Genomic DNA, 12,553 nt, shown 5'->3' on the forward strand with positions numbered 1-12,553 from the left:
CGCCGCCACGACGCCCGCCTGGTGCATGGAGCCGCCGAGCGCCGTCCTCAGTTCGCGGGCGCGGGCGATGTAGGCGGGGCTGCCGCACAGCAGACCGCCCACCGGCGCGCCCAGGCCCTTGGAGACCGAGAAGGTGACGCTGTCCGCGGGCGCCGCCAGTTTCGCGGGGCCGACGCCGAGCGCCACGGCCGCGTTGGCGAGCCGGGCGCCGTCGAGGTGGACGTGGGCGCCGTGGCGGTGGGCCGGGCCGGCCAGGGCGCGGGTGGCCCCGGCGTCCAGGGCGTTGCCCGCGCGCATCATGCTCGTGTTCTCCAGGCAGACCACGGTGGGCCGGCCGTCGCCGCCGGCGAGGAGCGCTTCGACGGCGGCGGGGTCGGGCAGGCCGTCGGGGCGCTGGGCCACCGTCAGCAGCTCGGCCCCGGTGAAGCGGCGCAGCCCGTCCGCTTCGAGGAAGGCCATGTGGCTGTCCTCGCCGACGACGAGGCGCGGGGCGCCCGTCCCCGGCGGGCCGGCCGCGGCGAGGGGGGCGAGCAGGTTCGCCATGGTGCTGGTGGGGGTGAGCAGCGCGGCCCCGGTGCCGAGCAGTTCGGCCACCCGCGCTTCGAGGAGCGCGACCGTGGGGTCGTCCCCGTAGACGTCGTCCCCGACCTCGGCGGCGGCGGTCGCCGCGCGCATCCGGGCGTCCGGCAGGGTGCGGGTGTCGCTGCGGAAGTCGAGGCGGGGCGGGCCGGCGGTCCGGGCCATGGGCCGCTACCCCCGCACCCGGTGGGCCACCCAGACGGCGCGGGGCCTGGTGTAGCCCTCCACCGCGTGGAGGCCGAGTTCGCGGCCGTAGCCGGACTGGCCCATGCCCGAGACGCTGACCGACTCCTCGGTGTCGCCCCAGGTGTTGACCCAGACCATGCCGGCGCGCAGGGCGCGGGCGAAGCGCTCGGCGCGGTGGGCGTCCGAGGTCCACACGGACGCCGACAGGCCGTATGCCGTGTCGTGGGCGAGGGCCAGTGCCTCGTCGTCGGTGTCGAACGCCGCCACGGACAGGACCGGGGCGAAGAGTTCCTCGCGCCAGGCGCGGCAGCCGGGCGGTGTTCCGTCCAGGACGACCGGGTCGGCGAAGAAGCCGCCGCCGAGGTCGTGGCGGAGGCCGGTGCGTCCGGGCGGCACGATGACCTTCGCCCCGTGGGTCTCCGCCTCGTCGACCGCGGCGGCGGCCCGGTCGACGGCCGCCCGGCTGATCAGGGGGCCGAGGTCGGTGGCGGGGTCCTGCGGCGGGCCGACGCGCAGGGCGGCGGCCAGGTCGGCGACGCGGCCGACGAACTCGGCGTGCACGGCACGGTCCACGATCAGGCGGGTGGCGGCCACGCACACCTGGCCGGTGTTGCCGGTGAAGCCCGTGACGACCGCGCGGGCGGCTTCGTCGAGGTCGGCGTCGCGGAAGACGACGACGGGGTTCTTGCCGCCGAGTTCCAGGGAGACGGGCTTGAGGCCGTCGGCGCAGCGCCGCGCCACCTCGCGCCCGGCGGCCGTCGAGCCGGTGAAGGAGACCATGGCGACGGCCGGGTGGTCGCACAGCAGCCGTCCGGTGGCGGCTCCGCCGTGGACGGCGGTGAGCACGCCTTCGGGCAGCACCTCGGCGGCGCGCTCGACGAGACGCCGGGTGGACAGGGGGGTCTCGGGCGCCGGTTTGACGACGACGGTGTTGCCGTAGGCGAGCGCGGCGGCGATCTTCCAGACGGCCAGCAGGAGCGGGTAGTTGTTCGGGGTGATGGCCGCGCACACGCCGACCGGCACGCGGTCGGTGTAGGTGCGCATGCCGGGTCCGGCGGGGTGGGTCTCGCCCATCGGGTAGCGGGCGGCCGCCGCGAACCAGTCGACAACCTGGGCGGCGAAGGCGACTTCTCCGGCGGCCCGTGCCACGGGTTTGCCGGCGTTGCGGCGTTCGAGGCCGGCGAGCGCGTCGCGGTCCTCGCGCAGCAGGTCGGCGAGTGCGCGCAGCCGGCCGGAGCGGTGGGCGGGGGAGGTGTCGGCCCAGCCGTCGTGGAACGCCGCCGCCGCCCGCTCCACGGCGTCGGCGACGCCGGGTCCGGTCGTGTCCGGTACGTGGGCGAGGGCCTGTCCGGTGGCGGGGTCGAGGATCGCGCGTCCCGCCGCGGTCATCCCAGCGTCCCGGCGCGGCCGCGCAGCCGCAGCCGGGTGTCGAGTTCGGTGACCAGGGCGACGAAGGCGTCCCGTCCCAGGTCCGTGCCGGAGCTGCCGAGGAGCCTGAGGTCGTAGCCGTCGGGGTGCTGCCACCAGGCGTCGCAGGCGCCGGCCGCGGCGTCCCGGTAGGCGAGGTACAGCGGGCGGCCGCCGAGGTCGAGGAGTTCCTCGGTGGCGGGGTGCTTGTCGCGCTGCGGCGGGAACTCCAGGCGCCCGCCTCCGGTGCGCTGGGCCGTCAGGCGCAGTTCGCCGCCGGACGGTGAGGTGTACACGACGTCCAGTTCGCGTACGGCGGTGCCGTCGCCGAACGTGGCGGCGCTGTCGGCGCGGTGGCCGCCGACCGACACCGGCAGGCCCTGTCCGGTGAGGAACGCGGTGAGTTCCCCCGGCGCGACCCAGTCGCCCTCGTGTCCGGGGCCGCGCCGGTGGAAGGAGTAGGCCCCGGTGGGCACGGACACCGTCTCGGCGGGCCGCCGGGCCCAGTAGCTCAGTTCGGAGAACGGGGTGGCGAGGACCCGGGCCACCGCCTCGGGGACGGCCGGCCGCAGCGCGGCGTACAGGGCGACGAGTTCGTCGTCGGTGAACTCGCCTTCCAGCACCGAGAGTTCGACGGTGGTGCGGGCCATGCGGGCGCTGGCGGCCCGGTGGCTCAGGTAGTCGGTGCCGAGCCAGACGACCCGGCCGCCGCCGATCTCGTGGGCCCGGGCCTCGCTGCCCCACAGGCAGGGGTGGTCCGCGGCGGGGAAGGCCCAGTCGTACAGGAACTGCTTCAGCCGCAGCCGGCGTCCGCCGCCGGAGATCTCGGTGCGGTAGCCGGCCGGGTTGGCGTCGCTCCACGGGCTGCGGCCCTCGGCCTCGACGCGTCCGGGCGGGGCCTCGCGCCGGATCGTTCCGGTGCTGGTGTCGCAGCCGTCGGGCAGCTCCGACGGCCGCCACACCACGAAGTTGCACCAGTCCTGGGCGGCTTCCTCCGTGATGACGGGCGGTACCGGGTCAAGCGCGGCCGCGCTGTCCAGGACGTGCCAGCTCCAGTGCGGGACGGGGTTGCTCACCGTGACTCCTCGGGTGGGTTCGGATCTCCGCGAGGTGGTCCAGCCAGGCGGAGGACGAGGCAAGGAACATCCATTCGCCGACGCCCAGCTCGGCGCGGAGCGCGGCCGGCGGCCGGGGCAGCCCGAAGGGGGTGCCGAGCCCGTCGGCGAGATCGGCGACCTGGCGGACGTAGCCGGGGTCGGTGGGGGTGGGGAAACCCTGCTTGCTGCGGGCCCGGACCGATGCGGGCAGCAGATCGGTGAGGGCGGCCTTGAGCAGTCCCTTGTGGGTGCCGGGCCGATTGGAGTCCTTCAGGTGCTCGGGGCAGCGGAAGGCAAGTTCGGCGAGGGTGACGTCCTGGAAGACGGGCCGGTCCTCCAGGGTGAAGGTGGACGAGGTGGCGTCGACCATGTCGTTGACGTAGACGAGGAAGCGCCGCATCAGGTGGTGCCTGCCGCGCTTGAGCGGCGACGCCGTCTTGAGGGCCCGGTACTCGGCCATGGTGCGTTCCCACACCCGGTCGGTGACCGTCGTCATGTCGACGTCGAGTTCGTGCGCCATCCACTCCACGAGTCGGGACCAGACCGGGCGTTCGTCGGCGTGCAGACGGTGGGTCAGGTAGTGGCGTCCGTGGATGAACGTGGGGGCGTAGGGGTCGACGATGGGGAAGTACTTGCCGGCCTGGTAGCCCCAGAGCTCGTCGGCCCCGTGGCCGGAGTAGACGACGACCTTGCCGTCGGCGGCGATGGCCCGGTAGAGCTGGTGCATCGCCAGTTCGGCGCCGTGCAGCAGCGGTCGCATCAGCCGGGTGGGCAGGACCGGCAGCAGGCCGACGGCGTCCTCGCGGCCGAGGTCGCAGACGGTCAGCGGCACGCCCAGCCGGCCGGCGGCCTCCGTGGCGTGCGCGACGTCGTCGCCGGAGCCGCCGATGCCGTCCTGGTAGCGCAGTACGTACGCGTCGACGGGCAGGCCGAGGCCGGTCAGGCCCGCGACGACGGCGGTGCTGTCGACGCCGCCGCTGAGCACGGCGGCCCGCGGCACGTCGGACACGGACCGCTGGGTGATCGCCCGGTCGAAGGCGGCCCTGATCTCCTCGGGCTCGACGGTGCCGTCCACCGCGCCGGGGTGCCAGTAGCGGTGCCTGCTCGTCCGGGGCCGGTCGATGACGAGGTACTCGGCGGGGGGCAGGGCCTCGACGCCGCGCAGCCAGGTGTGGTCGTCCGCGGCGTCCATCCTGATCCAGGAGCGCAGCAGGAACTCCTCGCGGTCCACCTCGGGGGTGACGAGGCCGGTGCTGAGGAGCACCCCCTGTTCCGAGGCGAACAGCAGTCCGGCGTCGGTGAAGGCGTAGTACAGCGGCTTCACGCCGAAGTGGTCGCGGGCCAGCACCACGCGCCCGGTCCAGGTGTCGTGCCAGGCGAGTGCGAACATGCCGTCCAGCGGGCGCAGCGCGGCGGCCGGGTCGGGTTCGCGGCAGACCTCCTGGAGCACGAATTCGGTGTCGCAGGTGGTGCGGCGCGGCCACAGCGGCGGCGCGGGCGAGCGGGAGCCGTAGACCTCGCCGTTGTGCACCAGCACGACGCGGCCCGTGGGGTCGGTCATCGGCTGGTCGCCGGCGTGGCTGCGGTCGCGCACGGCCAGACGGGTCGCGCACAGCATGACGGTGCCGCAGGGCGAGACGTACGGCGCGCAGGCCGCCTCACCGCGGTGGGCCATGGCCTCGGTCATGGTGCGGCCCAGCGCCGCGAGCCAGTCGGGGTCGCGCCGTCCTTCGAAGCTGATGAAGCCCGCTATGCCGCACATACGTCATCCTCCGGTTCCCGCCACAGCTTCCACAGCGCCGCCAGAGCCTCGGTGTAGATGTGCTCGATGCCCTGGTGGCCGCCGTCGTGCTCCAGGTAGACGTGCGGGACCCGGTGGCCGTCGAGGGCCGCGTGCAGCGCGCGGACGCCCCAGTGCATGCCGTACTCGTCGCGCCGGCCGACGCTCAGGTGCAGCAGGCCGAGTCCGGCGAGCCGGCCGGCGTGGGCGGGGAGCATCCGTACCGGGTCGTGGGCGAGCCAGCGCTGCCACACCTCGTCGCGGAACAGTCCCGTCACCGGGTCGCAGGGCAGGGCGTCCGGCACGGTGGTGCGGGGGTCGTCGGCGTAGCACATGCCCATCGCGACGAGGCTCATGGCGACCATGAACGGCACGTCGTGCGGGCCGCTGTCGCGGCGGGCGAGCAGCGCGTCGACGCCGCCGGCCGCGCCGACGGTGTCCAGGGTCCGGGGCAGCAGCGGCAGATAGCTGTGCTCGAACCCGGCGTCGGGTGAGCAGGCGACGACCGCCCCGAACAGCGGGGAGGTCATGCCCGCGACGAGCGCGCCGTAGCCGCCGCTGGACTTCCCGCCGACGGCGCGCCACGCCGCCTGCGGCCGGGTCGCGAACCGCCGGTCGATCTCGGCGACGACCTCGGCCAGGTAGCCGGCGTACGGGCCGCAGGCCGCGGAGTCGATGTACTGGGAGCCGCCGTAGGCGGTCGTGCAGTCGGGCACGACGAGCAGCGCGGGCGGTACGCGGCCGTCGGTCATCGCCAGGCGGAGCCGGTCGGCGACGGACGAGCCGAAGGCGAGCGCCTTCCCGGCGAGGCCGGGGTGGGCGCCGAAGCCGGGCAGCCAGTACACGACCGGGAAGCGCCGCACGCCGTCGTACCCGGGCGGCAGGTGTACCTCGATGCGGCGGCGGCAGGGGTCGCCGAGCGGGTTGCCGCGCAGGACGGTGCTCTCGTGGTCGAGGAGGAGCGGGTCGCTCATGCCCCGTTCGCCTCCCGCAGCGCGCGCTCCACGTGGCGCGTGTAGAAGGACGGGTGGTGGAAGACCGCGGAGAGCAGCACGCCGTTGCTGGCCCACAGGGCGAAGGAGCTGCCGAACAGGAGGTCGGCGCCGAGCATGGCCTCCAGGGTGCTCGCCGCCATCTCGGTCCAGCCCTCCGCGCCGGTGACGTGGCTGCGGGCGAGGCCCGGGCCGAGCCGGGTCACGCGGTCCGCGACCGGGTCCAGCAGGAAGGAGGTCTCGGTGCCGTCGTCCTCGTACAGCGAGACGACGTGGCGTCCGGCGCCGTCGTCCAGCGCCCGGTACCAGTAGTCGGTCGCCACGAGCCGCTCCAGCAGTTCGCGGAGCATGTCCCCGGCGTCGCGGGTCTGGTGGCCGTACCGGTCGCGGGAGGCGTCGAACGGCGGTACGGGGGTGGCCGGGTCGAGGGTGATCTCGGCGTAGACCTCGTCGAAGTCGTAGGCGCCGGGCGCCACCGGTCCGTCGGCCGGGACGGCCTTGCCGTGCGCCACCTCCAGCACCTGTCCGGGGCCCCACAGCAGGCCGTCGCGGTCGAGTTCCCCGAGGCGGCGCAGGGCCTGGGCCGGGGTGAAGGGGAACATCGTCTTGTTGCACCAGGCGTAGTCGTGCCCGTCCTCGCCGCTGATGCGCCAGCCGAACGAGGAGGGGACGGTCACGGTCGCGGGGATCGAGGCGAGGTACCGGTCGAAGTTCGCGACGGCGTGGGCCCGGATCGTGTCGGCGTCGGTCAGCGGGCGGCGCTCGGTGAGCACGCCGGGCGGCGAGATGCTGTGCGCGGGGACGAACAGGGCGTCGATCCGGGGCGCGTCGGCGCGCTGGAAGGCGGCGACGGTGTCCTCGTGGAGGAGCGCGTCGCCGCAGAGCATCACGGAGGCGTCGGCGGTCTGCACCAGCACGCTCATCTCGGGGAACGACACGGCCGAGGGGAACGTGCGCAGGGTGGTGCCGCCCGGGGTGGTGAGCGTGTCGCCGGGCGTGACGGGGCGCAGGCGCTCGAAGCCGAAGCGGCGCAGTGTCCAGGAGATCGCCTGGTGGCCGAGGCCCGAGGCGGTCAGGGTCGGCGGCACCGGCCCCGCGGGGTAGACGCAGGTGACCTCGGAGCTCTGGCGCGGGCTGTCGTCGAAGTCGACGTCGGCGCCGTCGACCAGGCCGAGGAGGGAGGGGAAGTGGTGGTGGTCGTAGTGGTGGTGACTGAGGACCACGTAGTCGACGCCCTCGTCGAGCACCTCGCGCACCAGGTCGCCCGGCAGCGGCGGGTGGTGTTCCCAGAAGCGGTCCAGGCGCTGGGTGAGCCACGGGTCGAAGAGGATGCGCTCCGTGCCGGTCTCGATGAGGACGCAGGCGTGGCCGAGGGAGGTCAGGCGCATCAGCTCTGCTCCTCGTACACGCAGCGGAAGCCGACTTCCATGTGGCGGTCGGTGATCAGGTCCTTGCCGCGGTAGAACGTGGTCAGGCAGGCGGGCGGCGAGGTGAAGGTGCCGCCGCGCAGCACGTGGAAGGCGTCCTTGCGGTTCATGAAGTCCAGCGGGTGGCGTCCCCGGAAGAAGGGGTCCATGTCCTCGCCGGTGTAGAAGTTGGTCCGGGTCAGCTCCCAGACGTTGCCCGACATCTGCAGGACGCCGTACGGGCTGGCGCCTTCCGGCAGGGCGTCCGCGGCCAGCACCGGGACGGCGGGGTTCTCCCCCTGCTCGATGGTGACCAGGAGCGCTTCGAGGGAGTCGAGGTCGGCCACGGCCCGGCCGAAGGACCGCTCGACGTAGTTGACCCGGGCGGCATCCCAGTCGTCGCCCCACGGGAAGCGGCGGCCGTCCACGCCGCGCGCCGCCTTCTCCCACTGGACCTCGCTGGGCAAGGCGCCGCCTGCCCACTTCGCGAAGGCGTAGGCGTCGTACCAGTCGACGCCGACGACGGGGAGGCCGGGCGCGTTGAAGCGCGGGTCGTGCCAGTGCGCGGGGCGGTGCGAGCCGCCGAGCGGCTGGTCGGGGTGGTCGAACGCGCCGGAGTCGCCGGCGTCTTCGAGGAACTCGCGGTAGCGGGCGTTGGTCACCGTGGTGCGGTCGATGAGGAAGCCGGGTACGTCCACCGCGCGCAGCGTGGTGTCGTCCTGGGCCATGCGGAACGCGTCGGGCTGCTCGTCGGCGCCGATGATGGCCGGGCCGCCCGGCACCCGGACGACGTCGTCGTTGCGCCGGGGGCGGTTGCGGACGGCGTCGACGCGGGCCCGCATCTCCGTGAAGTACTCGTCCTCCAGGCGGCGCAGTTCGGCGGGGTCGCGGGTGCCGAAGATGGCGATCAGGGCCCGCTTGGTCAGCGCCGCGCCGCAGCCGACGGGCTTGCGCGCCCAGTCGGGGCGGGTGAAGTTGCTGGGCCAGCCGGAGATGCGGATGAGGTCGGGGACCGCGGCGGAGATCCGGTGCTCGGTGATGACCTTGAGCGCGGTGAACGCGACCCAGTCGACGGTGTCGTGCGTCGCGGAGGCCACGGCGGTGTCGGCGGCGGGGTCGCCCGCGTGGTGCGCGGCCAGCAGGCGGACCGCGCCGGCGCGCACCGGCCACTCGGGGTGGGCGGCCAGGAGGCTCACCAGCAGCGGTATCCCGTCGGGGCCGCTCCCCTTCTCCCCGGCGAGGTCGATGACGCGCTGCACCGAGGCCCAGTAGCGGGCGTCGGTGGAATCGTCGATCACCAGCAGGTCGGCGGGAATGTCGATGACGTCTGAAACCTGATTTCCTACCATCTCTCCCTCTCTCGTACGACGAGCCGCCCGTACGGAATCCTTCCCGTACGGGCGGCTGACTCGCGGCTCAGTGGATTACCACTTGGAGCACTCCTGCTTGGCGTCACGGGTCTCGATGAAGTCGCGGTCGCTCATTTTTTCCCTCCCTTCTCCATAGGGGGAACGAGGAGGGTCTTTGCCGACCTCTCGTCCTCACGTCACAAACACTAACGCAGCCCCTGGGACGGGCCGCAAGAGTGAACTCGGAAAAGGCGCTTTTCGATAACCTACGGGGAGTTCATTTCGATCTTGGCGTTCAACGAAAAGGGAGGAACAAATGGTTGACACCGCTTCCCGGGATATACGGGAGAACGGTTTCACGCGGCTTCCGGGGCTCGCTGCGGGCGAGGCGCTCGGCCGGCTCCGGCGCGCGGTCGGCCGGATCGAGGAGCTGGCCGCCGACCGCACGGCCTCCGGCGGGGAGTTCGTCCTGGAGGCGGCCGGCGCGGGCGGGTGGGCGGCCTGGCAGGAGGGAGCCGGGGCCCTCAAGGGGGTGCTGCGGTCGGTCGACCGCATCCACGCGCACGTCCCCGAGTTCGACGCCGTGCAGCGCTCGCTGGGCCTGGCGGCGGGGCCGGTCGCCCGGTGCGCCGGCGCACCGGGCGAGCTGGTCAACGCGTTCCTGTGGGCCAAGCCGCCCGTCGTCGGCTCGGCCAAGCCCTGGCACCAGGACATGGCCTTCGCGCCGCCCGGTTTCGACACCCGGGCGTACGGCGTCGTCACGATCTGGATCGCGCTCGAACCGGCGACCACGCGCAACGGCTGCCTGGAGTTCGTGCCCGGCTCCCACACGCTCGGGCTGTTCCCGCACCACGGGGACCGTGAGCGGCTGCCGGGCGAGGCGCCGCTGGCGAAGGCGGTCGAGCCGCAGATCGCGGACGCGCACCTGGCGGGGGCGGCCCGGCCGGTCGCCGTACCGCTGGACCCCGGTTCGGCGGTCATGTTCGACGGCATGGTGGTGCACCGCTCGGCGCCGAACACGACGGCGGCGGAGCCCCGTACCGCCGTCAGCTTCGTCTACCGGGTGCCGCGCCCGTCCTGGACGCGGTGGGAGCCGGCCGTGCCCGCCGGGGCGGCGTTCGACTGCGGAGAATCCCCGGTCGAACAGCGGGGTCAGGCGCTCGCCCCGGGGTCGAGTGCGTAGAACCCGGCGCCGTCGAGGTGGCGGATGGTGTTCAGGTCGCGCTGCACGACTTCCTCGAGGTCGTGCAGCAGCGTCACGACGACCGGGTAGGTGAGGTCGTCGACCGTCCGCCGGATCTCCTGGCCGGGCCGCACCGGGGTCACCAGGGCGTGGAAGCTCTCCAGCAGCTCGATGTCCTTGATCCCGCGGTACTCGCCGAGCACGCCCTCCACCGGTGACACCATGCCGGCGATCGCGCAGTACCTGCGCACCTCGTACGGGGTTCCGGCGCGGGCGTGGAACCGTTCGGGGCGCAGGTAGGCGTCGACCGTCCACTCCAGCTGGGACGCGCCGATGCCGAGGGTGGCCCCGGCCGGGATGCCGCCGCCGGCTATCCGGGCGCCGACCTCCACCAGGCACGGTCCGCCGGGGGTCATCCTGACCTCCACGTGGGCCGGGCCGTACCGGATGTCGAGGGCGTCCAGGACCTGGAAGGCGTACTCCCTGAGCGGCTCCACGACCCGCTCGCGCGCGTCGGTCAGCAGGAGGGCGTCGCACAGGTCGACCACGCCGTTGGCGCTGACGCGGGCGGTGCGCCAGACGTCGCACAGGTGGTGCCGGCCGTCGTGGCTGACGGTGTTGACCATGTACTCGGTGCCCGGGAGGTACTCCTGTGCCACGGCCCCGTTGTTGGGCTGGGAGAACACGTCGTCGGCGGTGGCGAGGGCGAGGAACGCCGCGACGGACTCCTCCGGGGTGTCGCAGAAGGAGACCCCCTGGCTGCCGGCGCTCCGCGGCGGCTTGAGGACGACGCGGCCGCCCAGCTCCCGGTGCCAGGCGGCGAGTTCGTCCGCGTCGGTGGCCCGCAACTGCCGGGCCGCGCGGAGCCCGGCGGCGCGCACGGTCTCGACCATGAGGTGCTTGTCACGGCGCGCGGCGCTGAGGGCGGTGCCGTTGCCCGGCAGGCCGAGCCGTTCCGCGAGCAGGTCGGCGAGTTCCACCCCGACCTCGCCGCCCGCGATCACCGCGACCGGCGCATAGGCCGCGACGGCCTCCGCGGTGGCCGCGACATCTCCGTCGTGAACAAGGGAGGCGATGAAGTCGTCCGGGACGTGCGGGGCCGTACGGTAGACGTAGGGAACCTCGCGCGTGCTCTGCACGCGTACGACGGAACACCCCTGCTTCAGAAATTCCAGGACGAGCGAACGGGCCGCCGCATAGGCGTCGACGATCACTATGCACGGGCTGTTCTGATTGTCTGCTGTCATACGGCTCAACATAAACAGAGACTTCGCTCGACGGCATTCGTTCAGCTCTGCCATCCTCCCCTCCAGGAAGGATGGAACGATGACATCTTATTTCGCGGGCATTCGCTCGCCACATTTCACGCCCGTGCTGCTGTTCGTCAATACCTGTGGCAGTTTCATGGTGCTCGTTGCCCTGTCCACGCGGGTGGGTTCGGCCACCGGTTCGGGACTTCTCGCGGGGGCCGTGCTCAGCGCGCCGTGGTTACCGGCGCTGCTGCTGGCGGCCCCGCTCAACCGGCTGCTCAGCAGGTACGCCCCGGAGGGCCTCGTCCGGCTGGCCGAGGCGGCGAGCTTGCTGGTGACCGCGGCGGCGCTGGTGGCGCCCGGGCGGGGGCTCCTGGTGGCGGCCGTCTGTCTGGTGGTCGTCCGCGGGTTCTTCGAGGCGGTCACCCGCTCGGCCACCTCGGTCGTCCTGCGCAACACCGTCCCGGCGGACCGGCTCGACCAGGCCAACACCGTCGCGGAGATCTGCAAGCTGACCGGTCTCAGCATAGGGGCGGCGCTGGCGGGACCGGCCGCTTCGGTCCTGTCGCTGCGGGGCCTGTTCCTGGTGAACGCCGCTCTGCTCGCGCTCTCGGCGCTCCTGGCCTGGGCGCTGCCGTCGGCGCCCGGAGGCACGGCCGGTGCCGGGAAGGACGCGGACTCGCCGGCCGGCGCGGACGCGGGGGCCCGCCCGCGGCTGCGCATCGAGGACCCGGCGGTGCGCAGGCTCTTCGCCCGCTTCCTCCTCGTCGCGTTCTGGCAGGGCTTCCACACGGTGGCCGTCACCGTGATCCCGCTGCATCTGCTGGGCGGCGGAACGCGGCTGGTGGGGGTGTTCGTCGCGGTGTCGGCGGTCGCCATCTTCGCCGGTTCGCTCGCCGCGCTGCCGGTCCAGCGCTATCTGGCGGGGGTGCCCTCGACGACCTGGACGCTGCTGCCGATGGCGCCCCTGCTGCTGGCGGTGGCGGTCGGCCGGACGGTGCCGACGATCGTGCTGTACGCGCTGTTCCTGGTGCTCTTCGAGGTGGCGTTCGTCCACTACAACAACCGGCTGCTGGCGTCGGCGTCCGACGAGGAGCTTCCGTCGGTGGTGACGCTGCGGGCCACCCTGCTGCCCTCCGGGGTGGCGGTGTCCATCCTCGTCATGGGCGCGCTGTCCGACCTCGCCGGCCCGCTGCCCGCCGCCCTGGTGGTCGTGGGGGTCACCGTCCTGGTCACCGCGGTGACCGCGACCGGCCGGCCGGAGCGGTGGCGGGCGCCCTCGCCGCGTACGCGTGAGCCCCAGGAGGCCGGGGGCTCACGCACG

General features: G+C 73.5%; 10 protein-coding genes. 2 read left to right on the forward strand and 8 right to left on the reverse strand.

The genetic code is table 11. The features are described 5' to 3' along the window. From MHW47_RS23070 to MHW47_RS23100, 7 genes are all read right to left on the reverse strand, one after another. Positions 1-744, reverse strand: a 744-nt coding sequence (locus tag MHW47_RS23070; RefSeq protein WP_239225691.1) for a low specificity L-threonine aldolase, incomplete at its 3' end; no start/stop codon positions are given. A gap of 6 nt (positions 745-750) precedes the next feature. Beyond that, positions 751-2,154 carry an aldehyde dehydrogenase gene (locus MHW47_RS23075; RefSeq protein ID WP_239225692.1) on the reverse strand — a complete coding sequence of 468 codons (1,404 nt, stop codon included), beginning with the start codon at positions 2,152-2,154 and terminating at the stop codon, positions 751-753. Beyond that, entirely contained in the window at positions 2,151-3,248 is a 1,098-nt protein-coding gene (locus tag MHW47_RS23080) for a hypothetical protein (protein WP_239225693.1), read from the reverse strand. Before MHW47_RS23080 ends, MHW47_RS23075 begins: the two co-directional genes overlap by 4 nt. After that, positions 3,190-5,031: an asparagine synthetase B gene (locus MHW47_RS23085; RefSeq protein WP_239225694.1), complete on the reverse strand. Its 1,842-nt coding sequence runs from the start codon at positions 5,029-5,031 to the stop codon at positions 3,190-3,192. Before MHW47_RS23085 ends, MHW47_RS23080 begins: the two co-directional genes overlap by 59 nt. Then, positions 5,019-6,023, reverse strand: coding sequence for an alpha/beta hydrolase-fold protein (locus MHW47_RS23090; protein WP_239225695.1), 1,005 nt, complete (start codon positions 6,021-6,023; stop codon positions 5,019-5,021). The genes MHW47_RS23085 and MHW47_RS23090 overlap by 13 nt, the downstream gene beginning before the upstream one ends. Then, positions 6,020-7,429: an MBL fold metallo-hydrolase gene (locus tag MHW47_RS23095; protein ID WP_239225696.1), complete on the reverse strand. Its 1,410-nt coding sequence runs from the start codon at positions 7,427-7,429 to the stop codon at positions 6,020-6,022. The genes MHW47_RS23090 and MHW47_RS23095 overlap by 4 nt, the downstream gene beginning before the upstream one ends. Then, complete coding sequence (locus MHW47_RS23100) at positions 7,429-8,796, reverse strand: SUMF1/EgtB/PvdO family nonheme iron enzyme (RefSeq protein WP_239225697.1); 1,368 nt, start codon at positions 8,794-8,796, stop codon at positions 7,429-7,431. The genes MHW47_RS23095 and MHW47_RS23100 overlap by 1 nt, the downstream gene beginning before the upstream one ends. Before the next feature lie 316 nt (positions 8,797-9,112). On the opposite strand from MHW47_RS23100, the gene MHW47_RS23105 reads away from it, so the two are divergent. Next, a complete protein-coding gene (locus MHW47_RS23105; RefSeq protein ID WP_239225698.1) occupies positions 9,113-9,979 on the forward strand; it encodes a phytanoyl-CoA dioxygenase family protein in 867 nt (288 codons plus the stop codon). Here the strand turns inward: MHW47_RS23105 and MHW47_RS23110 are convergent. Then, positions 9,949-11,226, reverse strand: coding sequence for an ATP-grasp domain-containing protein (locus tag MHW47_RS23110; protein ID WP_239225699.1), 1,278 nt, complete (start codon positions 11,224-11,226; stop codon positions 9,949-9,951). The two genes, MHW47_RS23105 and MHW47_RS23110, sit on opposite strands and share 31 nt — an antisense overlap. A 79-nt stretch (positions 11,227-11,305) precedes the next feature. Here MHW47_RS23110 and MHW47_RS23115 point away from each other — a divergent pair. Continuing rightward, a partial coding sequence (locus MHW47_RS23115) for an MFS transporter (protein WP_239225700.1) occupies positions 11,306-12,553 on the forward strand: 1,248 nt, incomplete at its 3' end.

The organism is Streptomyces sp. OfavH-34-F, from assembly GCF_022347745.1.
Taxonomy (GTDB): Bacteria; Actinomycetota; Actinomycetes; order Streptomycetales; family Streptomycetaceae; genus Streptomyces.

Bases quoted from the DNA above. Each gene is read 5' to 3' on its own strand.
- MHW47_RS23075 (WP_239225692.1), bottom strand. From the start codon at position 2,154: ATGACCGCGGCGGGACGCGCGATCCTCGACCCCGCCACCGGACAGGCC.
- MHW47_RS23085 (WP_239225694.1), bottom strand. From the start codon at position 5,031: ATGTGCGGCATAGCGGGCTTCATCAGCTTCGAAGGACGGCGCGACCCC.
- MHW47_RS23090 (WP_239225695.1), bottom strand. From the start codon at position 6,023: ATGAGCGACCCGCTCCTCCTCGACCACGAGAGCACCGTCCTGCGCGGC.
- MHW47_RS23095 (WP_239225696.1), bottom strand. From the start codon at position 7,429: ATGCGCCTGACCTCCCTCGGCCACGCCTGCGTCCTCATCGAGACCGGC.
- MHW47_RS23100 (WP_239225697.1), bottom strand. From the start codon at position 8,796: ATGGTAGGAAATCAGGTTTCAGACGTCATCGACATTCCCGCCGACCTG.
- MHW47_RS23105 (WP_239225698.1), top strand. From the start codon at position 9,113: ATGGTTGACACCGCTTCCCGGGATATACGGGAGAACGGTTTCACGCGG.
- MHW47_RS23110 (WP_239225699.1), bottom strand. From the start codon at position 11,226: ATGACAGCAGACAATCAGAACAGCCCGTGCATAGTGATCGTCGACGCC.